Origin of the sequence: Streptomyces kurssanovii, assembly GCF_040677245.1 — a bacterium.
Lineage (GTDB): Bacteria > Actinomycetota > Actinomycetes > Streptomycetales > Streptomycetaceae > Streptomyces > Streptomyces kurssanovii.
On record NZ_JBFAQK010000014.1, the window covers coordinates 1 to 23,421 of the forward strand.

Annotated in this window: 13 protein-coding genes; 10 read left to right on the top strand and 3 right to left on the bottom strand. The window is 72.9% G+C overall.

What is annotated here, in order from left to right:
- Nucleotides 1-172 precede the first annotated feature (172 nt).
- From AB0K36_RS12975 to moeZ, 5 genes are all read left to right on the top strand, one after another.
- Nucleotides 173-1,843, top strand: a complete 1,671-nt coding sequence (locus AB0K36_RS12975) for a DUF3492 domain-containing protein (RefSeq protein ID WP_364592428.1) — start codon at nucleotides 173-175, stop codon at nucleotides 1,841-1,843.
- Complete coding sequence (locus tag AB0K36_RS12980; protein ID WP_364592431.1) at nucleotides 1,840-3,207, top strand: hypothetical protein; 1,368 nt, start codon at nucleotides 1,840-1,842, stop codon at nucleotides 3,205-3,207. Before AB0K36_RS12975 ends, AB0K36_RS12980 begins: the two co-directional genes overlap by 4 nt.
- A 156-nt stretch (nucleotides 3,208-3,363) precedes the next feature.
- The gene (locus tag AB0K36_RS12985; protein ID WP_159687600.1) at nucleotides 3,364-4,323 is read left to right on the top strand and encodes an NAD-dependent epimerase/dehydratase family protein; all 960 of its coding nucleotides are present in this window, start codon (nucleotides 3,364-3,366) and stop codon (nucleotides 4,321-4,323) included.
- Entirely contained in the window at nucleotides 4,311-5,072 is a 762-nt protein-coding gene (locus AB0K36_RS12990) for a spherulation-specific family 4 protein (protein ID WP_364592434.1), read from the top strand. The genes AB0K36_RS12985 and AB0K36_RS12990 overlap by 13 nt, the downstream gene beginning before the upstream one ends.
- 63 nt (nucleotides 5,073-5,135) lie before the next feature.
- On the top strand, nucleotides 5,136-6,314 hold the full coding sequence (gene moeZ, locus AB0K36_RS12995) for an adenylyltransferase/sulfurtransferase MoeZ (protein ID WP_364592436.1): 1,179 nt from the start codon (nucleotides 5,136-5,138) through the stop codon (nucleotides 6,312-6,314).
- Nucleotides 6,315-6,384: 70 nt separating this feature from the next.
- Here the strand turns inward: moeZ and AB0K36_RS13000 are convergent, their stop codons facing one another.
- The 3 genes from AB0K36_RS13000 to AB0K36_RS13010 form a co-directional block, all read right to left on the bottom strand.
- Nucleotides 6,385-7,974, bottom strand: a complete 1,590-nt coding sequence (locus AB0K36_RS13000; protein WP_364592439.1) for an alpha/beta hydrolase — start codon at nucleotides 7,972-7,974, stop codon at nucleotides 6,385-6,387.
- 62 nt (nucleotides 7,975-8,036) lie between these two features.
- Nucleotides 8,037-9,593, bottom strand: coding sequence for an alpha/beta hydrolase (locus AB0K36_RS13005; RefSeq protein WP_364592442.1), 1,557 nt, complete (start codon nucleotides 9,591-9,593; stop codon nucleotides 8,037-8,039).
- Between the two features lie 131 nt (nucleotides 9,594-9,724).
- Nucleotides 9,725-12,454, bottom strand: a complete 2,730-nt coding sequence (locus AB0K36_RS13010; RefSeq protein WP_435877855.1) for a lysylphosphatidylglycerol synthase transmembrane domain-containing protein — start codon at nucleotides 12,452-12,454, stop codon at nucleotides 9,725-9,727.
- Nucleotides 12,455-12,714: 260 nt separating this feature from the next.
- On the opposite strand from AB0K36_RS13010, the gene AB0K36_RS13015 reads away from it, so the two are divergent.
- From AB0K36_RS13015 to AB0K36_RS13035, 5 genes are all read left to right on the top strand, one after another.
- Nucleotides 12,715-13,074: an MGMT family protein gene (locus tag AB0K36_RS13015; RefSeq protein ID WP_364592448.1), complete on the top strand. Its 360-nt coding sequence runs from the start codon at nucleotides 12,715-12,717 to the stop codon at nucleotides 13,072-13,074.
- Between the two features lie 158 nt (nucleotides 13,075-13,232).
- Nucleotides 13,233-16,760, top strand: coding sequence for an ATP-dependent helicase (locus AB0K36_RS13020; protein WP_364592451.1), 3,528 nt, complete (start codon nucleotides 13,233-13,235; stop codon nucleotides 16,758-16,760).
- Nucleotides 16,761-16,864: 104 nt separating this feature from the next.
- Nucleotides 16,865-17,989, top strand: coding sequence for a hypothetical protein (locus AB0K36_RS13025; RefSeq protein ID WP_364592454.1), 1,125 nt, complete (start codon nucleotides 16,865-16,867; stop codon nucleotides 17,987-17,989).
- 211 nt (nucleotides 17,990-18,200) lie between these two features.
- Nucleotides 18,201-21,998, top strand: a complete 3,798-nt coding sequence (locus AB0K36_RS13030; RefSeq protein ID WP_364592457.1) for an ATP-dependent helicase — start codon at nucleotides 18,201-18,203, stop codon at nucleotides 21,996-21,998.
- A gap of 10 nt (nucleotides 21,999-22,008) precedes the next feature.
- Nucleotides 22,009-23,406: a dipeptidase gene (locus AB0K36_RS13035; RefSeq protein WP_364592460.1), complete on the top strand. Its 1,398-nt coding sequence runs from the start codon at nucleotides 22,009-22,011 to the stop codon at nucleotides 23,404-23,406.
- The last annotated feature ends 15 nt before the right edge of the window (nucleotides 23,407-23,421 follow it).

The window sequence follows — 23,421 nt, forward strand, 5'->3', positions numbered from 1 at the left end:
GCATCGGCGCGACGGCACTGCGCGACACGTTCAGCGCCGAACAGGGCAAGGGCCTGATCGTCGCCGGTCTGACCGGAGGTCGCGCCACCGGCATGTCCGCTTAACGTCGTTCCGCTGTGAGTCGCCGGAAATCGACGGCGGCCGCCCACAAAGGGAGATCGGGGGTGCACCTGTGCGGATCGGACTGCTTACGGAGGGTGGTTATCCGTATGCGACCGGTGAGTCCAGACTCTGGTGCGACCGGCTGGTGCGCGGGCTCGAACAGCACGAGTTCGACCTGTACGCCCTCAGCCGGAGCGCTCAGCAGGAGAAGCACGGCTGCATCCAGCTCCCCCCGCAGGTACGCAGGGTGCGCACGGCGTCCCTGTGGGCGCCGGCGGACGACGGCCGGACCTACGGGCGGCGTGAACGCCGGCGCTTCGCGGGCCATTTCAAGGACCTCGCCGCCGCGGTGTGCGCCGACGGCGACGGATTCGCCGACGGGCTGTACGGACTGGCGGAACTCGCCCGTGAGCACGGCGGGCTGTACGCCGCCCTCCGCTCGGAGACGGCCGTGCGCGCCCTCGAGTCGGCCTGCCGGGCGCCCGGCACACGCCGCACCGTCCACGGCGCGACGGTGGTGGACCACCTCGCCTTCGCCGACCGGCTCGAGCGGGCCCTGCGCCCCCTGCTCCTCGACTGGTACGACGAGGACGGCCTCGGCGCGGTCGACCTCTGCCACGCCGCAGCCGGTGGACCGGCGGCCCTTCCCGGCCTGTTGGCCAAACGCTTCTGCGGAGTCCCGCTGCTGGTCACCGAGTACGGCGTCCAACTGCGCGCCCACTACCTCGCGGCCACCGACGCCGGGCTGAGCGCGCCGGTCCGGGCCCTCCTCGCCGCCTTCCACGGTCAGCTGGCCGCGGAGGTCTACCGGCAGGCGTCCGTCATCACGCCCGGCAACACCCACGCACGGCGCTGGCAGGAGAGGTGCGGCGCGGCCCGCGAGAAGCTGCGCACCGTCTATCCCGGCATGGAGGCGGATCGTTTCGCGACCGTCGGCGAGAGCGACGACACCGGCGATCCGCACACCCTCGTCTGGGTCGGACGGATCGAGCCCTCCAAGGACCTCATCTCCCTGCTCCACGCCTTCGCCGAGATCCGCAGGACGGAACCGCTCGCCAGGCTCCGGCTGTTCGGCGCGCCCGCGCAGAGCCCCGAGGCGGTCACCTACCTCGCCCACTGCAAGGCGCTCGCCGCCCAGCTCTTCCCCGACGAGGCCGACGGCGCCCATGCCGTCGGTGACAACCCGGTCTCCTTCGAGGAGATCGGCGGCCCCGAGGCGCCGGAGCTCGTCGACGCCTACGCGGCAGGGGGAGTGGTCGTCCTGTCCAGCGTCGTCGAGGGCTTTCCGGTCAGCGTCGTCGAGGCGATGTTCTGCGGTCGCGCGACCGTGTCCACGGACGTGGGCGCGGTCGTGGAGGTCATCGGCGGCACCGGGCTCGTCGTGCCCCCGCGCAATCCGCGGGCGCTCGCCGAGGCCTGCGTCTCCCTGCTGCGTGACGGAGCACGGCGGGAGCGCCTCGGCGCCGCGGCGCGCGCCCGCGCACTCGAACTCTTCACCGTGGAACAGAACCTGACGGCATTTCGCGGCATCTATCTGGAGCTGATGTCGCACTCGCCGGTCCAGCGGGACGTCGTCGACGCCGACGGCGGGCCGCTGCCCTTCGCGCACCCGGCCGAGTGTCACGTACCGGCCCCATGGACCGGCGCGCCGGCCCGCCCCCGCACCCCGAGCTGGGCCGAGGAGCCGCGTCTCGTCGCGGCCGGAGCTCCACCGGAGACGGCGAAGGAGACACAGCCATGACGGCCCCCAGAGTCACCGGGAGAACGGCGCACGCGGAACCGGCCGGCGCCGGGCGGGCGCCCGACCCGGCCCTGGCCCTCGCGGCCCTCACCCGGCTGCATGAGGAACTGGCCACCGCGACCGCCGACGACGCGGTCACGGGCCACCGGCCGGACACGGCGGCAGAGCCGTCGCCGGAGGCCGGCGCCGCGCCGCGACCGGGAGCCGGGACGGACGACGACCGGACCCGGACCGTACGCCCCGGGCAGCCGCCCCGGTCCTCGGCCGCGGACGGCGGCCCCGGGGGCGCGCGGCAGGGACGCCGGGGGCCGGCCGACCCGGTCAAGGCGCTCATGCACCGCCACCGCGAACTGTGCGAGCAGGCCGTCGACCCGCTGGAGATCGCGGCGGGCCTCGAGGCGCACGGAGTCACGGACCGCACCGCGGCACGCTTCCGCCACCGGGACGTGTTCGCTCTCGCCGAGGAGATGTACGCGCGTGTGCCCCGAGGCAAGGAGCACACCGCCGCCCCCGTCCGGCCGGCGCGCGCCGCCGATCCGCGCGCCGGCCGGACCTTCCCCGCCCCGGAGCTCCTCCTGGCGCTGCTGCCGGGCGCCGTGTGCGCCCTCGCGGTCGCCGGCGCGGCGGCCGCCGGAGGCGCGCTCCGGCTCGTGGTCGGCGTGGCCGGCGCCGCCGCGGTCGCCGTCACGGTCGCGCTCTGCCTGCGCCGCGGGCCCCTGCGCGCGAAGGGCCGCACCGTCGCCTCCGTACGGATGTGGACGCTGTGCCTGCTCGCCTACGCCGCCTACGGCCAGGGGCTCCTGCGCGAGGTGACCACCGGCGGCCCCGACGGAGCCTGGCCCATGGACCCCGCGCCGCTCGTCGGGCTCGCGCTGGCCGTCGCCCCGGCGGCCTGGTGCGCCCATCTCTTCTCCGTGCTCGCCCGGCGCAGGCTCGAACGGAGCCGGGGCCTCGACGAGTTCGCCGCCGGGGCCCGGCCGCTGCTCCTCGCGGCGCTCGTCCTGTACACGGGCACGCTCATGGCGCTGCTCGCGGCGACCGGGCTGGTGCTCCCCGGGGACGCACTCGCCCCGACGGCCGCGCTCGGCACGCTGCTGTTCCTCGCGCGTCTGCTCATCGTCCACGGCTTCGCGGGGCCCGCGGCCACCGCCCTGGCGGCCGCCTGCGCCGCCGAGGCAGCCGCACCGGCCCTGCTGCTGGCGGGACGCCTGCCCGGTCTCGAAGCCCTGGCCCGTCCCGTGGAGGCGATCGTCGCCGCCTGGGGAGTGGCGGCCGTGCCGGCCCTCGCGTGTGGCGCCGCCGCTCTCGGGCTGCTCGCCCACGCCGTACCGGCCCTGGCCCGGGCCTCGGCACACACCCCCTGACCCGCTCTGAACGCCGCCGGCGCATCCGCCGCACTCCGCGGAGCCGACACCTCGGAGTAACCGGCCGCCATGGCAACCACAGCAACATCCCTAAGGAGAAAGCCACATGACACCGCAACACCCAGCTCCGGCCCGTCGGCCCCGAGGAGCCGCGCGATGAGGGTGCTCCTGCTCGGTGCCAATGGATTCCTCGGCCGGTTCGTCGCCGACCGGCTGCTCGCCGACCCTGCCGTGCACCTCACCGCCCTGGGCCGCGGCGACGACGCCGATGTCCGGTTCGACCTCTCCGGCGGCAGCCCGGGAGCGCTGACCCGCTTCCTGGGCGCCGTGCACCCCGGTGTCGTCATCAACTGCGCGGGCGCAACCCGCGGCGGCGCCCGCGAACTGACCAGACACAACACCGTCGCGGTCGCGACCGTCTGCGAGGCGCTGCGCCGCAGCGGCTGCGGCGCCCGGCTGGTCCAGGTCGGCTGTGCGTCCGAGTACGGCCCCTCGCAGCAGGGCTCGTCGACCGCGGAGGACGCCGTCCCCCGCCCCGGCGGCCCCTACGGCGTGAGCAAGCTCGCCGCCACCGAGCTGGTGCTCGGCTCGGGCCTGGACGCCGTCGTCCTGCGCGTCTTCTCTCCCGTCGGCCCCGGCACGCCGGCCGGCTCCCCGCTCGGCCGGCTCGCCGAAGCCATGCGGCGCGCCATGCAGTCCGGCGACGGGGAGCTCAAGCTCAGCGGCCTCGGCGTGCAGCGCGACTTCGTCGACGTGCGTGACGTGGCGCGCGCCGTGCACGCCGCCTCGCTCTCTGCGGCGCAGGGCGTCGTCAACATCGGCACCGGCCGGGCCGTGAAGCTCAGGGACGCCGCGTCGATCCTCGCCAGGGTCGCCGGTTACGCCGGCGCTCTGCACGAGCTGGACGCGCCGCCCGGCCGCCCGGTCATCGGCAGCCCGCGCTCCGAGTCGATCGTCGAGCACCTCGCCGCGACCCCGTCCCCCTACCCGGACGGCTGCGGAACCTGGCAGCAGGCGGACGTGCGCACCGCCCGTGACCGGCTCGGCTGGCGTCCCCGTATCAACCTCGAGGAGTCCCTCGCCGACATCTGGATGGAGGCGGCATGCCGCATCTGACAACCACGGACACACAGCTGTCCGCCACCGGCGCGGAAAGGCTGGGGTTCGGTGTCCCTGGCTACGCGCACCCCCTGCTCGCTCCCGCGGAGTGGGCCGAACTGACCCGGCCGGGGACACCGCTGCACTGGGTCGTCCTCAACGTCGCGGCAGGGCCGGGCGACCGGCCCGACCCGCACTGCCTGGACGCCGTCGGCCGGCTGCGCAACGCCGGCGTGCGGGTCCTGGGGCACCTCGACATGTCCCACGGATCGCGGGCCTTCGGCGACCTGGTGCGTGATGCCCAGCACTTCTTCGACTGGTACAAGGTCGACGGCTTCCTGCTGGACCGCTGTCCCACGGACCGTGCCGATCTGGCGAACGTGCGCCGGATCACCGCCACCCTGGAGGCTGTGGTGGACGGGGGGCACCTGGTGCTCGGGCACGGTGCGCATCCGTACCCCGGCTACGCGGAGGCCGCGGACCAGTTGGTCACCTTCTCCGGGCCGTGGACGGAGTACCGCTGGTCACAGGTGGCGGAGTGGACGGCCGAATATCCGCCGGAACGGTTCGTCCACTTCGTCCACGGCGTGCCCCGCACACACCTGGAGGAGGCCACCCGCATCGCCCGCTGGCAGGGCGCGGGCACGATCTTCTTCACCGACCGGGGCGGCCGGTGGGAGGGAAGGGGGCATATCGGGCCGTTCGAGACACTGCCCGGTTACTGGGACGAAATCGTCTCGCAGATCGGACGTGGTGTCTCGGAATGAGAAGGGCCGTGGCAGTGTTACGACGAGAACAACCGTACTGACATACCGACCGACGGAGCCCCCGTGTCGCTGCCACCCCTGGTCGAGCCCGCAGCCGAGCTCACCGTAGACGAGGTCCGCAGGTACTCCCGCCACCTGATCATCCCGGATGTCGGGATGGACGGGCAGAAGCGGCTGAAGAACGCCAAGGTGCTCGCCGTGGGTGCGGGCGGACTCGGCTCGCCGGCCCTGATGTACCTGGCGGCCGCCGGTGTCGGCACGCTCGGCATCGTGGAGTTCGACGAGGTCGACGAGTCGAACCTGCAGCGCCAGATCATCCACAGCCAGGCCGACATCGGCCGTTCCAAGGCCGAATCCGCCCGTGACAGCGTCAAGGGCATCAACCCGTACGTGAACGTCGTCCTCCACGAAGAGCGGCTCGAGGCCGACAACGTGATGGAGATCTTCAGCCAGTACGACCTGATCGTCGACGGCACCGACAACTTCGCCACGCGCTACCTGGTCAACGACGCGTGTGTGCTGCTGAACAAGCCGTACGTGTGGGGTTCGATCTACCGCTTCGACGGTCAGGCCTCCGTCTTCTGGTCCGAGCACGGGCCGTGCTACCGCTGCCTCTACCCCGAGCCCCCGCCGCCGGGCATGGTCCCGAGCTGCGCCGAGGGCGGCGTGCTGGGCGTGCTCTGCGCGTCCATCGGCTCGATCCAGGTCAACGAGGCCATCAAGCTGCTCGCCGGCATCGGTGAGCCGCTGGTCGGCCGGCTCATGATCTATGACGCCCTCGAGATGCAGTACCGCCAGGTGAAGGTCCGCAAGGACCCGAACTGCGCGGTCTGCGGCGAGAACCCCACCGTCACCGAGCTCATCGACTACGAGGCCTTCTGCGGCGTCGTGTCCGAGGAGGCCCAGGAGGCGGCGGCCGGCGCGACGATCACTCCCAAGCAGCTCAAGGAGTGGATCGACGACGGCGAGAACATCGACATCATCGATGTCCGCGAGGTCAACGAGTACGAGATCGTCTCGATCCCGGGTGCCCGGCTGGTCCCGAAGAACGAGTTCCTGATGGGCACCGCCCTCCAGGACCTGCCCCAGGACAAGAAGATCGTCCTGCATTGCAAGACGGGTGTCCGCAGTGCGGAAGTCCTCGCCGTGCTGAAGTCGGCGGGCTTCGCCGACGCGGTGCACGTCGGCGGCGGCGTCATCGGCTGGGTCAACCAGATCGAGCCGGAGAAGCCGGTCTACTGATCGCCCGGGCGGCGGAAAGGCCCCGGACCGCGCCGAGCGGTCCGGGGCCTTCGTCGTGCCGGCGGGCACCTCAGGAGGTGCACGTCCTGCCGTTCCGCGGGACCTCGCCCTCGAGCAGATAGGCGTCCACGGTCTCCGTCACGCATGTCCCGCTGCCGTACGCGCCGTGGCCCTCGCCCTTGTTGGTGATCAGCACGCCGACGCCCTTGCCGAGCTCGTCGGCCATCTTCTTCGCACCCTCGTACGGGGTCGCCGGGTCGCCCGTCGTACCGATCACCAGGATCGGCGCCGCGCCCTCCGCGGAGACCTCAGGCGTCTCCCACTCGCCGGGCACCGGCCACTCGGCGCACCAGCCGGCCAGGTCCCACGCCAGATACGGGCCGAAGACCGGGGACACGTCGGTGAATTCGGCGAGATGGCGGGAACGCACCTCGGCGGGCAGCACCCGGCCCTTGGCGTCGGCGCACGAAATGGCGCGCTGCGCATGGCTCTGGGTGCCGTAACGGCCGCTCACGTCACGGTCGTTGTACGAGTCGGCCATCAGCAGCAGCCCCGTGCCGTCGCCCTGTTCCGCGGCGTCCAGCGCCTGGGTCAGGTACTTCCAGCTGCTCTGCGAGTACAGCGGCTGGATGATCCCGGTCAGCGCGAGGCTCTCGGTGAGCCGTCGGCCGTCGGCCGTGGGCAGCGGCTTCCGGTCGAGCTGCCGCAGCAGTTCCACGACGCGTCCGGTGCCTTCTTCCGCGCTGACGCCCCGGCTCTTGAAGTAGTTCTCCAGCGCGCGCTGGAATCCGCGTGCCTGGTTGCGCGAGTGCCCGGCGTAGTCGGCGGACGGGTCGACCACGGCGTCGAGGACCAGCCGTCCGACGTTCTTCGGGAACAGGTGGGCGTAGACGCCGCCCAGCTCGGTGCCGTAGGAGAAGCCCAGGTAGTGGAGCTTGTCGTCGCCGAGGACGTGGCGTATCAGGTCCATGTCGCGTGCGGCGTTCGCCGTGCCGACGTGCGGGACGACCCGGCCGGAGCGCTCGGCGCAGCCCTTGCCGAAGGACGCCGCGTCGGCCATGTAGGTCTTCTCCTCGGCCGCGGTGTCCGGAGTGGCGTCCAGGCCCAGCGACCTCGCCGTCTCCTGGTCGCCACGGCACACCACCGCGGAGCTCTCCGCCACACCGCGCGGGTCGAAGCCGACCAGGTCGTAGCGGCTGTGCAGGCTGTCGTAGCCCTCGGCCGCCCCGGGCAGCGCCGCCACGCCGGAGCCGCCGGGTCCGCCGAAGTTGAAGAGCAGCGAGCCGATGCGCTTGCCGGGTTCCTCGGCCTCGGACCGGATCAGCGCGATTCCGATGGTCTCCCCGGCCGGGTCGCCGTAGTCCAGCGGGACCTCGACCGTGGCGCACTGCCACTGGCCGCCGGGCGCCTGCGCGGAGCTGCCGTACGCCTTGACCGGGGCCTCGCAGCGCTTCCAGTCGGGCTTCTGGCCGGTCAGCACGGCCGGCAGGGCGGGATCACCGGGAGGGCTCACCGCGGGGGAGGAGCCGGCGGTGGCCGGGGAGTCGCTGTTGCGGCCGTCGACGGCCCCGTCGCCTCCGTCGCCGCTGCATCCGGCGGCGCCGGCCGTCACGAGGAGCGACGCCGTCACCAGGGCCACCGCTCGCACCCGATGTCTCATCCCACACATCCCAACGGTCGTCGAAGACAGTTTCGACATCCTAGGCAGGCCATGTGCCGGGACTACGTGCACACCGTGCCGTCGGAGGGGACCCGGCCGTTCAGCAGGTAGCCGTCCACGGCCTTCTGGACGCAGGGGCTGTTGCCGTACGAACCGTGCCCCTCGCCCTCGTACGTGACCTGGACCGCGACGCCCTTGCCCAGCGCCTGGGCCATCGCCTTCGTGCCCTTGTAGGGCGTCGCCGGGTCGCCGGTGTTGCCGACCACCACGATGGGGGGCGCGCCGGGCGCCGAGACGTCCGGGTGGTCCCACGTGCCCGGCACCGGCCACTTGCTGCAGCTCGCCTGCCCCCAGGCGAGGTACTCGCCGAAGACCGGGGACGCCTTGCGGAACTCGGGCACCATGCCCTTGGCCTGGTCGACGGTGTATCTGGCCTTGGTGTCGACACAGCCGATGGCCGTGCCCGCCGCCTGGATGTTGCTGTAGGTGCCGTTCTCGGAGCGCCCGTTCAGCGCGTCGGAGAAGGCCATCAGCAGAGCTCCGTTGCCGCCGTCCGCCTCGTCGAGGCCCTGCTCCAGCAGCTTCCAGTACTCCTTGGAGTAGAGCGTCTGGATGATGCCGTTCGCGGCCTGCCCCTCGGTGAGCATCCGCTCTCCGATCCCCGGGATGGGCTTCTTGTCGAGCCGGTCCAGGAAACCGATGATCCAGTTCTGGATCTCCTGCACGGACGAGCCGGGGAGCCGGCACGCGTCGCCGCGCTCCAGGCAGTCCTCCGCGAAGTTGGTGAGGGCCAGCTGGAAGCCTCTGACCTGGCCGAGCGCGCTCTGGACGGAGTCCTGCGTCGGGTCGACGACGGCGTCGAAGACGGCCCGGCCGATGTTCTTCGGGTACAGGTGGGCGTAGACGCCGCCCAGCTCGGTGCCGTACGAGATGCCGAAGTAGTGGAGCTTGTCGTCACCGAGGACCTGGCGCATCAGGTCCAGGTCCCGTGCGGCATTGACGGTGCCGACGTACGGGAGCTCGTCACCGGAGTTCTCCTCACAGGCGTCGGAGAAGTCCTCGATGCCTTCCAGGAAGGTCTTCTCCTCGGCTGCGTCGTCGGGCGTCGGGTCTTCGGCCACGTACTCGTCCATCTCCCTGTCGTCGAGGCACTCCACGGGAACGCTGCGGCCGACTCCGCGCGGATCGAAGCTCACCAGGTCGTAGCGGGCCCGGAGGTCCTCGTAGTCGGAGGCGAGGGACGGCAGGGTGTGCACCCCGGAGGCGCCCGGCCCGCCGAAGTTGAAGACGAGGGAGCCGACGCGGTTCGCGGTGTCACGCGCCCGGGCCCGGATCAGGGCCAGCTCGATGGTCTCGCCGTCCGGCTTCGCGTAGTCCAGCGGGACGTCCATGAAGGAGCACTCCCACTTCGTCCCGCCGGGCAGCGGCGACGGCGCCGGACCGCCGCCCTCCGCCTCCGAGGGGGCGGGGCACGGCCGCCATTCCAGCTGCTGGGAGGCGAGGTCCTTCGGCCGGTCCTCGCCGCCGTTCCCCTCGTCGGAACACCCGACGGCGGCCAGCAGTGCGGCTGTCACGGTGGCGGCGGCCGCGGTGCGCGCGGCGGAGGAAGTTATCGGCATGCCGCCATCGTGCGCCGCCACCGCGTACCCCGCACGGGCGACGGTCCATGCGGGTGGAGGCTGTGGCGCTGCGCCGTACGGGTGACTTTCCGGCGGGCCGGGAGCGGGCCCTCAGGCCGCCCGGCGGCCCGTCAGAGGGAGCCCTGGCGGGTGAGGTGCGTGAAGGCGAACCAGCCCGGCAGGACCGGCAGCCACAGCGTCATCGTCCGGTAGAGCAGCACCGCGGGTGCGGCGACGTCCCCCGGTACGCCCACCAGCACCAGACCACCCAGCAGCGCACCCTCGACGGCACCCACACCACCGGGCGTCGGCGCCGCCGAGCCCAGTGCGTTGCCGGCGAGGAACACCACGGCGATGCTCGCGTAGCTCACCGGCTGGTGCCCGCCGTCGAACGCCCGGACCGACGCGTCCAGACAGAGCACGAACAAACCCGTCAACAGCAGCATCCCGCCGATGCCGGTGATCAGCTTCACCGGCCGCTGGAGCACGTCCAGCATGCGCGGCACCACGCCGGCGAACAGCGACCGCAGCCGGGTCACGACGAACTTCCGCAGGAACGGGATCGCCGTCACCACCAGAACCAGGACGGCGACCGTCAGCAGTCCGGCGATCACCGTCCTGGACGGGGTGAGCGACGCCGTCTTCTCCGTACCGGTCAGGTAGCCGAAGGACAGCAGCAGCAGGATGTGCGCGCCGAGCCCGAAGAGCTGCGAGGCGCCGACACTGGCCACGGCGAGACCCGGCCGGACACCGGAGCGCTGGAGGAACCGGGTGTTCAGGGCCACGCCGCCGACCGCCGCAGGAGCGACGATCTTGACGAACGACCCGGCGACCTGCGCCAGCACCGTCCGCAGGACGCCGACCCGCTCGGGGACGAACCCGAGCAGGCTCATCGCCGCCGCGAAGTAGCTGAGCGCGGAGAACAGCAGTGCCGCCGCCACCCAGCCCCAGTGGGCGTTCGCGAAGACGGTGCCGAAGTCGATGCCGGCGATCTGCGACAGCAGGAAGTACGCGGCGACCGCTCCGGCGATGAAACTGACGAGCGTGCGGGGCCTGATCCGCTCCAGACGGACGGGTTCCACGGGAGCCTGCGGCCTGATCAGCAGCACCTGCCGGCGGATCTGGGAGAGCAGGTCCTCCTCGCGCGCCTCGTCCATGGCCTCGTCCATGGCGCGCTTGTCCGCCTGCTTCTCCGCGCGCTCCACCTTGCGGGCCGCTTTGCGATCCTCGGCGGAGGGCTGCTCGGTACGGGACCGTTTCGCCGCCTCCGAGGCCTCCAGCACCGCCTCCCGCTCGCGCTGGGCACGCTCGCGTGCCTGATGGCGCAGGGTGGCCCTGGTCGAGCGGCTGAGGGCGATCGGCTGGAGGAGCGGCAGGCAGTCGGCGACCTTGTCGGGGCCGAGCACCTCGACCGCCGCGGCCACGGCCCGTTCGGCGCCCACCCGCAGGCCCAGGGTCGTCAGCAGTTGGGCGATGTCCATCCGGAGCACCATGTCGCCCGCAGCGATCTCGCCGCCGCGCAGATCCGTGATGATCGCCCGGCCGTCCGGGTCGACCAGGATGGCGTCGCCGGCGAGCCGGCGGTGCGCGATGCGACGCGACTGGAGCGCCTTCACCTGACGCCAGGCGCCGCGCACCACGTCGTCCGTGATCTCGTGGTCCGCCAGGGAGTCCAGGGAACGGCCGCCGGAGTGCTCGTACACGAGCATCACGGCGTCGGGGCCGAGCTCCGACGTGGCGATCAGCTTGGGGGCGTTGGCACCGGCGGCGATCGCCGCGTACGCGAGCAGAGCCTCCTGCTCCAGCGCCTGACGCAGCGACTGGATGGAACGGCGGGTCGTGATCGAGCGCAGTGTCAGCCGGCGCCACACGCGGTAGAAGAAGCCCTGCGCCTGCTGTTCGCGGTCGACGACGGTGACGTCCAGCGGCGGGCCGTCCTCCAGCGACACCAGATAGCGGCGGCCGCGGTCCTGGTCCGCACTCTCCGGAGCGTCGTCCTCCGCACGCATGGCGGTCACCGGGCGGAACCCGACATGACGCAGGCCGGCCAGCAGGTTCTGGCCGGTGGGGCGGACGTTCGGTGAGCCGACGGCGTAGAGGGTGCCGTACGCGACGGTCCAGCCCAGCAGCACGGTCAGCAGCACCGAGAACGGTGTGGTGTAGCCGGCGACGAGCATCGCGAAGGCGTCGAGCATCAGCACCATCCACAGGACCACGCGCCAGCGGGGTCTGCGGGCCATGCCCACCGCCGTCATGTAGGCGATGACCGGCGCCAGGTATCCGTGCACCGGATCGGTCAGCTCGCCGCCGGTCTGCTGCTGGGTCAGCGCGTCCTGGAGCGAGCCGGGGGCGGCCTTGGCGACCCAGAGGTCGGTGGCGAGGGTGACTCCGTGGGCGAGGACCGCGGCGAGCACGCCGTCCGCGATCCGCAGACCGTCCCGCTTGATCAGCCGCTCGATGGCGAACGCGACCGGCACGAGCAGCACGGCGATGCTGGACGCCAGGCCGGCGATCTTGACCAGCAGGTCGGGGGCCTGCCCGGTGCCCTTGTTGATGTCCTGTTCGAGGCCGCTCGTGGTGCCCTGCGCGAAGGCGGCGACGCCCAGCACGACCGCGATGACCAGAATGCCGATCAGCAGCCGCATCAGGTCCGACGGGCGGTGCACGCGTGCGGCGAGCAGCGGCTCGTCCCCGGAGACCTGGTCCGCGTGGGCCACTTCGGTCTCCGGTGGCCCGGCCGCGGGTGTCTCCTTGCCGGGAACCGCCTTCTCCGGGTGCGGCTCGGAATCAGGGGTGCCTGCTGCCTTCGGCTGCACGCCCTGCTCCTTCGCCGTCTCGGTCTCTTCTTGATCTCGTATCACCAGTCACCGCCCGCATGATGGTGGCACGACCGGACGACAGAGGGGGGCATCAGGGTGCAATGCGGGGTCGCGAGGCGCGAACGGTACCCCTCTTTGCCTCCCATGTGCCGATTCTCCCTCTCCGTATCGCGGCTTTCTCGCCCAGGGCCGGCCCGGCCGTGCGTCTTCGGGCCGCGTCTCTTCCCCTGACGCCGTCCCCGGCCGGAGCGGTCCACGTCGTGGTCGTCACGGCCACGGCGTTGTCGGTGCCGTGCGGCAGGATGGGTCGAATGGACGAGTTGCCTGAGTACGCCGAGCGGGTTCTGGAGGTCGCCGAGCGGATCCCGCCGGGCCGGGTCATGACCTACGGGGACGTCGCGGAGTGGCTCGGCGAGGGCGGACCCCGCCAGGTCGGCCGCGTCATGGCGCTGTACGGCGGCGCCGTGCCGTGGTGGCGGGTGGTGCGCTCCGACGGCGTCCTGCTCCCGGGCCAGGAACTGCGCGCCCTTGACCGGTACCGCGAGGAAGGGACCCCGCTGCGCGAGGCGTCCCGCGCCGCACAGGGGCATCTGCCGCGCCTCGACATGAAGCGCGCGCGGTGGGACGGCGCCGGGGCGCGAAGCGACGAAGCTCACATATGACAGCTTCCGCCAAGCGGCGACCGGGCGGGGACCCCGGGGACCGTACGGGGTAAGGGACGGCTCCGCCGTCCGTACCCGGGCACCTGGCGTAGCGTCTTCAGCGCGCGGCACGAACCGCACTCTCACCACCAGCACACCCACCAGGACCGGCGATCCACGTGAGCTCCTCCTCCACCACCGGGCATGTGCCGTACCCGCAGCAGGTACGGCAGGGGGTTCTCCCGCGCCCGCACGGGCGGGGCGGAAGGTCCCCGGGCGCGTACCGGCTGGTGCGAACCCCGCCGGGCCCCGTGAATCCCCCTCTCCTTGACGCAGCCCAGCGCGCGGTGGTTGACCATGGAGACGGGCCGCTTCTGGTGCTCGCCGGGCCCGGCACCGGCAAGACGACCACGCTCGTCGAGGCCGTCGCGGCTCGTATCGCGGCGGGCACGGACCCTTCTCGCATCCTTGTCCTCACCTTCAGCCGCAAGGCGGCGGTCGAATTGCGCGACCGGATGGCGCTGCGGCTCGGCGGCGCGCGGGGACCGCAGGCCACGACGTTCCACTCCTACTGCTACGCGCTCGTCCGCGCGCATCAGGACGCCGACCTGTTCGCCGAACCGCTGCGCCTGCTGTCGGGTCCCGAGCAGGACGTCGCCGTGCGGGAACTCCTCGCCGGCCAGACCGGCCTGCCCGGCGTCCGCTGGCCCGACGAACTTCGGGCGTGCCTGACCACCCGCGGCTTCGCCGACGAGGTCCGCGCCGTGCTGGCCCGGAGCCGTGAGCTGGGCCTCGGCCCGGACTCCCTCGCCCGCTTCGCCGCCCGCATCGGCCGGCCCGACTGGGGGGCCGCCGCCTCGTTCCTCGCCGAATACCTGGACGTCCTCGACCTCCAGGGCGTGCTCGACTACGCGGAACTGGTGCACCGGGCCGTCCTGCTGGCCGAGGACACGGCGCTGCCCGCCTACGACGCGGTGTTCGTGGACGAGTACCAGGACACCGACCCGGCCCAGGTGCGGCTGCTGCGCGCGCTGGCGGGCGGCGGCCGGACACTCGTCGCCTTCGGCGATCCCGACCAGTCGATCTACGCGTTCCGCGGCGCGGACGTGAACGGCATCCTCGACTTCCCCGACGCCTTCCCCCGCGCCGACGGCAGCCCCGCCGGCGTCGCCGTGCTGACCACGTCCCGGCGCAGCGGAGCCGCCCTGCTGGCGGCCACCAGGCTGCTGACCCGCCGGATGCCGCTGACCCGGCTGCCGGCCGACAAGGTCCGCGCCCACCGCGAACTGGCGGCGGTCCGCGAGGGCGGCCGTGTCGAGGCGTACACCTATCCGACGGCCTCCACGGAGCTGGACAACATCGCGGACATCCTGCGCCGCGCGCATCTCGAGGACGGCGTCCCCTGGCACGAGATGGCGGTCCTGGTCCGGGCGGGCGGCCGCACCATCCCCTCCATGCGGCGCGCTCTGACGTCGGCGGGCGTACCCCTCGAGATCGACGGCGACGACGTGGCCCTGCGCCACGAACCGGCGGTGGCGCCGCTCCTGACCGCCCTGCGCACGGTCGCCACGGCGGCCGCCGGCCGCCCGGCGCCCGCGCCGCACGTGCCTGTTCCCGGGGGAGCGGACGAGGAGCCCGGCAGCGGTGGAGGGGCGGCCGCGGGCGCAGGGGGTCCGGAGGAGGCGGACGCGGAGCCCGGCAGCGGTGGAGGGCCGGCCGCGGGCGCAGGGGTTCCGGAGGCGGGCGCGGGAGCCGATGCCGGTGAGGGGGCGGCCGCCACCGGGATTCCGGAGGAGGCGGGTGAGGAGCGGGGGACCGGTCCGGAGCCCGCCGTCTGGATCGACACCGAGACCGCGCTCACCCTCCTGACCTCGCCGCTCGGCGGCATGGACACCGCGGACCTGCGCCGTCTCGGCCGGGCGCTGCGGGACGAGGAGCGGGCCGGCGGCAACGCCCTGCCGCCGCCGTCCGACCAGCTTCTCGCACGCGCGCTCGCCGAGCCGGAACGCCTTGTCGCGCACGATCCGGCGTACGCCCGCGGCGCCCAGCGGCTGGGCGCTCTGCTGCGCAAGGCGCGCGAACTCCTGGAGGGCGGAGGCACCGCGGAAGAGGCCCTGTGGCTGCTGTGGGACGGCACGCCGTGGCCGCAGCGCCTGGAGCGTGCGGCGTTCCGCGGCGGCGCGGCCGGCCGCAACGCCGACCGTGATCTGGACGCCGTCTGCGCGCTCTTCGAGACGGCGGAGCGCGCGGAGGAGCGAACCGGCGGCCGGGGCGCGCTCAACTTCATCGAGGAGCTCGAAGCGCAGGACATCGCCGCCGACACCCTCTCCAGGCGGGAGGTACGCCCGGAGGCGGTACGGCTGATGACGGCGCACCGCTCCAAGGGCCTGGAGTGGAGCCTCGTCGTGGTCGCCGGTGTGCAGGAGGGGCTGTGGCCCGATCTCCGGCGGCGGGGCTCCCTCCTGGAGGCCGACCGCATCGGGCGGGACGGCCTCGCCGAGCCGCTCACCCCCGGCGCTCTGCTGGCGGAGGAGCGCAGGCTGTTCTACGTGGCGGCCACCCGCGCCCGCGACCGTCTTGTCGTCACGGCGGTCAAGGCTCCGGCCGACGACGGCGACCAGCCCTCCCGCTTCCTGGCCGAACTGGGCGTGGAACCGCGCGACGTGACCGGCCGTCCGCGCCGTCCGCTGGCCGTCGCCCCGCTCGTCGCCGAACTGCGCGCCACCACCGTCGATCCGGACGCCTCCCCACGGCTGAGGGAGGCCGCCGCCCGCCGACTGGCCCGTCTCGCGGCGCTGACCGACGACGAGGGCCAGCCGCTGGTGCCTTCCGCGCACCCGTACCGCTGGTGGGGTCTGTACGACGCCACCCACAGCGCGAAGCCGCTGCGTGACCGGGACCAGCCCGTCACCCTCTCCGGCAGCGCACTCGACCAGCTGGCCAACAGTTGCGCGCTCCAGTGGTTCCTCGGCCGGGAGGTGAAGGCCGACGCGCCCGCGACCGCCGCCCAGGGCTTCGGCAACGTCATGCACGTGCTGGCCGACGAGGTCGCCTCCGGCCGTACCCCCGCCGACCTCGCCGTCCTCATGGAGCGCCTCGACTCGGTGTGGGACGCGCTCGTGTTCGACGCCCCGTGGAAGTCGCAGCAGGAGAAGGGGCACGCGCGCGCCGCGCTCGAGCGTTTCCTGCGCTGGCACGTCATGGACCGCGGTGGACGCCGCCCCGCCGCCACCGAGCACGACTTCGACGTCACGCTGGAGGCGGGCGGGTTCGAGGTGCGCATCCGGGGCTCCATGGACCGCGTCGAGCAGGACGAGCAGGGCCGTGCCTATGTCGTGGACTTCAAGACGGGCAAGCAGACGCCCACGAAGGACGAGGTCGCCCGCCATCCCCAGCTCGCCGTGTACCAGCTGGCCGTCCGCGAGGGCGCGGTCGACGAGGTGTTCGGCGGGGACCGCCCCGAGCCGGGTGGCGCCGAGCTCGTACAGCTGCGGCAGCCGGCCGCCAAGAAGGAGGGCGGCGACGCCCTGCCCAAGGTCCAGGCGCAGGAGGCACTGACCGGCGAGTGGGTGGGGGACCTGCTCGCCACCGCGGCCGGCCGGGTGCTCGACGAGCGCTTCACGCCTTCCACCGGGCAGCACTGTGCCCACTGCGCGTTCCGCGCGTCGTGCAGCGCGCAGCCGGAGGGCCGCCAAATAGTGGAATGACCGGAGTTTTGTCATGCAATGTCACATTTACGCAGATCCAATGGAGTTCCCGGCCACCGCTACCGGTCGTGGCGGGCCCATCCGGATCTGCGAGGAGAGACAACATGACGGCCAAGCGGAAGTCCCTGGCGACGGCGGCGGTCTGCGCCAGTGCCGTCATCGTGCTGGCGGGCTGTTCCCAGGACGGTGACATCAAGGCCAAGGGAGCCTCCGGGGAGCGAAGGGGGCCGGCGGCCGTGACCAGCGGCGACGGCGAATCGCTGGAGGGCCTCGACGCGGGGCAGATCGCCGACAAGGCGGTCGCAGCCACCAGAGCCGCCAAGTCCCTGGCCATGGCGGGCCGGATCGAGAAGGACGGCGAGCCGGTCTCCATCGACCTCGCCCTCGACTCCGGCGACAAATGCAGCGGCCGCCTCGGCGTCAAGGGAGGCAGGGCGGAGCTCCGCCAGGTGTCCGAGGTCATGTACCTCAAGGGCGACGAGCAGTTCTGGAGCGCCTCACTGCGCGAGCGTTCCGCCGAGTCCCCCGGCGCGGACAACGACGCCGTCGTGGAGCTCATGCAGGGCCGGTGGGTCAAGATGCCGACCGGGACCGTCAAGGACCTGGACCGCGTCTGCGACCTCAAGGCGATGTTCGCGCAGATGGACGTGGACGAGGCGGACCGGAAGAAGATGACCAAGGGTCCGGACTCCGAGGTCGAGGGCGTACCGACGGTGACCCTGGTGAAGAAGGAGCAGGACAGGACGACGACGGTCCACGTCGCGAAGGAGGGCAAACCGTATGTCCTCAAGATCGTGAAGGCCGGTGGCGACGAGACCGGCACGATCGTCCTCTCCCGCTACGACGAGCCGGTCGAGGTCGAGGCGCCGCCGGCAGAGGAAGTCGTCGACCTGGACAACCTGACCGGGGGCGCGGGACTCGGCTTCGAGGCGGGCGCCACGCAGTCCGGGGACGGCAGCGGCACGGACGGGCAGCAGGACACAGGAGAGGAGTTCGGCATCGGGGCCGGCACGGAAGCCGGTGAGGACCCGGAGGCGGGCGGGGGCACCGGCTCGGCCGAGGGTTCCGGTCCGGACCAGGACACCGATGCCGGCACCGGCGAAGGATCGGGGTCCGACACCGAAGGTTCCGGCAGCGACGAAGGGGCCGGAACGGGGACCGGTACGGACTCCGGTGGCGACACCGGCTCCGGCGCGGGAACGGCCGCGGACGGCGAGAGCACGTCTTAGGGGCGGATACGGGCCGCGGCCTGTCGGCCTCCGGGCTTGCGGGCCGCCGGCCCCGGCACGCACCGGGCTCCCCGCCGTGGCGGCGCCGACCGGCGTCCGGGTCCGGATGCCGGAGCGGGGCCCGGTCTCCGGGTCCGGATGCCGGAGGGGGCCGGGTCCGGCGGACAAACCGGGACCGCTGCTGTCAGCGGTCCCCGTTAGCCTCTACGGGGTGACCGCACGCATCACCGATCCCGAGCAGCTCAAGGAGCTCCTCGGCATCCCCTTCACCCCGGAGCAGACGGCCTGCATCACCGCGCCGCCCGCTCCGCAGGTGATCGTGGCCGGGGCCGGTTCGGGGAAGACGACGGTCATGGCGGCCCGGGTGGTCTGGCTCGTCGGCACCGGGCAGGTGGCGCCCGACCAGGTCCTCGGGCTGACCTTCACCAACAAGGCCGCGGGCGAGCTTGCCGAGCGCGTCCGCACCGCCCTCGTCCGGGCCGGCGTGACCGACCCTGACGCTGTCGACCCGGGCGACCCTTCCTCCGTCTTCGGCGGGGACACCCCGGTCGGTGAGCCGCGCATCTCCACGTACCACGCGTTCGCCGGCCAGCTCCTCAAGGACCACGGTCTGCGCATCGGACTCGAGCCGACCGCCCGGCTGCTCGCCGACGCCACCCGCTACCAGCTCGCCGCCCGAGTGCTGCGCGAGGCCCCGGGACCGTACCCCGCGCTCACCCGCTCCTTCCCCTCCCTCGTGAGCGATCTGCTCGCGCTCGACGCGGAGCTCGCCGAGCACCTGGTGCCCCCCGGCCGCCTGAAGGAGTACGACACCGAGCTGCTCCGCACCCTCGAAGGCGCCCGGCTGACCAATGCGGACCTCCGCAAGGTCCCGGAGGCCGCCGAGGCGCGCCGCGAGCTGCTCGACCTGACCCTGCGTTACCGGGCGGCCAAGCGGCAGCGCGATCTGCTCGACTTCGGTGACCAGATCGCCCTTTCCGCCGAGCTCGCACTCACCCGCCCCGAGGTGGGCACCCTCCTCCGCGACGAGTTCAGGGTCGTCCTGCTCGACGAGTACCAGGACACGTCGGTCGCCCAGCGGCTGCTGCTGTCCGGACTGTTCGGGCAGGGCACCGGCCACGCCGTCACCGCGGTCGGCGACCCCTGCCAGGCGATCTACGGCTGGCGCGGGGCGTCCGTCGCCAACCTCGACGACTTCCCCGTCCACTTCGCCCACCCCGACGGCCGTCCCGCCGACCGCTACGCGCTCAGCGAGAACCGCCGCAGCGGCGGGCGTCTGCTGCACCTCGCCAACGGCCTGGCGACGCCGCTGCGCGCCATGCACGAGGGGGTGGAGGCACTACGGCCCGCACCCGGGGCGGAGCGGGACGGCATCGTGCGCTGCGCACTGCTGCCGACGCACGCGGAGGAGATCGAGTGGCTGGCCGACTCCATCGCCCACCTGGTCCGCACCGGCAAGGAACCGGGCGAGATCGCTGTCCTGTGCCGTACCGCGGGCGACTTCCCCGAGATCCAGGGCGCCCTGGTCGCCCGCGACGTCCCCGTCGAGGTCGTCGGCCTCTCCGGGCTGCTGCACCTGCCGGAGGTCGCCGACCTGGTGGCGATGTGCGAGGTGCTCCAGGACCCGGGCGCCAACGCCTCACTCGTGCGTATCCTCACCGGCCCCCGTTGGCGGATCGGGCCGCGTGACCTGGCACTGCTCGGCCGCCGCGCGCGGCTGCTCGTCCACCACGCCTCCGCGGACGACGATCCGGAGCGGCGGCTCGCGGCGGCGGTGGAGGGCACCGACCCGGCGGAGATCATCTCGCTCGCCGACGCGCTCGACACGTTCCTGGAGTCGGCCGGGGGCGAGGACGACGGCCTCCCGTTCTCGGCGGAGGCGCGCGTCCGCTTCGCCCGCCTCGCCGCCGAACTGCGTGACCTGCGCCGCTCGCTGGCCGACCCGCTGATGGACGTCCTGCACCGGGTGCTCTCCACCACCGGCCTCGAGGTCGAGCTGTCCGCCTCGCCGCACGCGCTGGCCGCCCGCCGCAGGGAGACCCTCGCCAACTTCCTGGACATCGCCGCCGGTTTCGCCGCACTGGACGGGGAGGCGACACTGCTGGCGTTCCTCGGCTTCCTGCGTACCGCCGCGCAGTACGAGAAAGGGCTCGACAACGCCCTTCCGGGCGGTGAGAACACGGTCAAGGTCCTCACCGCGCACAAGTCCAAGGGCCTCGAGTGGGACGTCGTCGCCGTGCCCGGGCTCGTGGCCAAGCACTTCCCGAACGACCAGGCCCGGGAAGCCTGGACGTCGCAGTCCAAGGTCCTTCCGCACGCCCTGCGCGGCGACGCGGACACACTGCCGGACGTCGAGTCGTGGGACGCCGGGGGACTGAAGGCCTTCAAGGAGGCGATGAAGGACCATCAGCACACGGAGGAACTGCGCCTCGGCTACGTGACCTTCACCCGCCCCCGCTCGCTCCTCCTCGGCTCCGGGCACTGGTGGGGCCCCAGCCAGAAGCGGCGGCGCGGCCCGTCGGAGTTCCTCAAGGCCCTGTACGACCACTGCGAGCAGGGCCACGGCGAGATCGAGGTCTGGGCGGACGAGCCCGAGGAGGACGCGGAGAACCCGGCGCTCGGCACGGCCGGCGCGGACCACGCCTGGCCGCTGCCTCTGGATCCCGTCTCCCTGTCCCGCCGCCGGGCAGCGGCGGACACGGTCATGGCGCACCTCGAGGCGCTGGCCGCGGTGCCGAGCGGGGCCGGCTCCGCGGCGGGTGCGCCGGCCGGAGCGGAAGCCGACGTACGTGGGTCGGGGTCCGAGCTGGGACCGGAGCCCGAACCGGAGCCGGAGTTCGACTCAGAGTTCGACTCCGAGTTCGACTCCGAGTTCGGCTTCGGGCCCGAGGCCGGGTCGGAGGTCGACCTCGGCTCTGCGTCCGGGTCCGGGCCCGGGACGGATTTCGGCTCTGCGTCCGAGTTCGAGGCCGACGCCGAATTCGGGCCCGCGGCCGGGTCCGGGCACGCGTCCGAATTCGGGCCCGCGGCCGTGACGGTGCCGTCCGCCGGCCCCGGTTCCGTGGCGGTTCCCTCGGCGGACCCGGAGGAATGGGACTGGCCGACCGAGCCCCCGGAGGACGACCCGTTCGCGCCCCCGCCTCCGGCGCCGACCGTCCCGCATCAGCCGTCCCCGCACTCCGAGCGTGTCGCCGTCGCCGCCCCCGTAGAGGCCGAAGCAGCCGCGTACCCCTCTGCTCCCCGGGGTGCCGGAAACCCGCAGCGGACATCGGGAAGGAACGAGAGGGGGGAGGCACTCACTCCCGAGGAGGCGCGTGCCATCGCGTCCTGGGACCGCGACCTCGACGCGCTCACCGGCGAACTGCGCCGTACCCGCGCGACCGTTCGTGAGGTCCTTGTGCCCGCCTCCCTCTCCGCCTCCCAGCTGCTGCGCCTCGCCGCCGACCCGGACGGCTTCGCCAAGGAGCTCGCCCGCCCCATGCCCCGTCCGCCGCAGCCCGCGGCCCGCAGAGGCACCCGGTTCCACGCGTGGGTGGAGTCACGCTTCGAGGAACTCGCCCTGCCCATGCTCGGGCCCGACGAGCTGCCGGGCGGCGCCGACGAGCACGAGATCGCGGACGAGCAGGACCTCGCCGCGCTCAAGGACGCCTTCGAGCGGACGCCGTACGCCCGCCGCACCCCGTACCGCGTCGAGGCGCCGTTCCAGTTCACGCTGGCGGGCCGCGTGGTGCGGGGCCGGATCGACGCCGTGTACCGGACCGGTGAGGACACGTACGAGATCGTCGACTGGAAGACCGCGCGCAGTGGCGTCGCCGACCCCCTCCAGCTCGCCGTCTACCGCCTCGCGTGGGCCGAGCAGCACGGCATACCGCTCGACGCGGTGACCGCGACGTTCGTGTTCGTACGCACCGGCGAGATCGTGCGTCCCGACGGCCTCCCCGACCGCGCGGGCCTGGAACGCATCCTGCTGGGCGGGACGGCCGACGAGTCCGGTGCCGTCGCCCGTTAGGCTCAAGAGCATGAGCGAGACCCCGGACAACGCCGTCCGTACGTACATCCAGCAGCACCGCGCCGCCTTCCTCGACGACCTCGCCGAGTGGCTGCGCATCCCGTCCGTGTCGGCACAGCCGGAGCACGACGGGGACGTACGGCGCAGCGCCGAGTGGCTCGCGGCCAAACTGTCCGGGACCGGTTTCCCGGTCGCCGAGATCTGGCCCACACCCGGCGCCCCAGCGGTCTACGCCGAGTGGCCCTCCGGCGACCCGGACGCGCCCACCGTGCTGGTCTACGGCCACCACGACGTGCAGCCCGCCGCCCGCGAGGACGGCTGGCACACCGACCCGTTCGAGCCGCTGGTCGCCGACGGCCGGATGTACGGCCGCGGCGCCGCCGACGACAAGGGGCAGGTGTTCTTCCACACACTCGGTGTGCGCGCCCACCTCGCGGCCACCGGCCGCACCGCGCCCGCGGTCAACCTGAAGCTGCTGATCGAGGGTGAGGAGGAGTCCGGCTCCCCGCACTTCCGCGCACTCGTGGAACAGCGGGCGCAGCGCCTCGCCGCCGACGCCGTGATCGTCTCCGACACGGGCATGTGGTCGGAGACCACCCCGACCGTCTGCACCGGCATGCGCGGCCTCGCCGACTGCGAGATCACGCTGCACGGCCCCGACCAGGACATCCACTCCGGCTCGTTCGGCGGTGCCGTCCCCAACCCCGCGACCGTCGCCGCCCGCCTGGTCGCCGCGCTGCACGACGAGAACGAGCAGGTCACGATCCCGGGCTTCTACGAAGGCGTCGCACCGCTCACCGACGAGGAGCGCGAACTGTTCGCCGAGCTCCCGTTCGACGAGGAGACCTGGCTGCGCACCGCCAAGTCCCACGGGACGCTCGGCGAAGCCGGCTACTCCACGCTCGAGCGCGTCTGGGCCCGCCCGACGGCCGAGCTGAACGGCATCGGGGGCGGCTACCAGGGCCCCGGCGGCAAGACGATCATCCCGTCGTCCGCGCAGCTGAAACTGTCCTTCCGGCTGGTCGCCGGTCAGGAACCCGACAAGATCGAACGCGCCGTCACGGACTGGGTCGACTCCCGGATCCCGGCCGGCATCCGGCACGAGATCGTCTTCGGGGCCGCCACCCGGCCCTGCCTGACGCCGCTCGACCACCCGGCCCTTCGGTCGGTCGTACGCGCCATGGGCCGTGCCTTCGACGGTCACAAGATCCGCTTCACCCGTGAGGGCGGCTCGGGACCGGCGGCCGACCTCCAGGACGTCCTCGCGGCGCCCGTGCTGTTCCTGGGCATCTCCGTACCGTCCGACGGCTGGCACGCACCGAACGAGAAGGTCGAGCTGGAACTGCTCCTCAAGGGAGTGGAGACGACCGCCCATCTGTGGGACGACATGGCCCGCACCCTTCGCTGAACCGATGTCCCGATC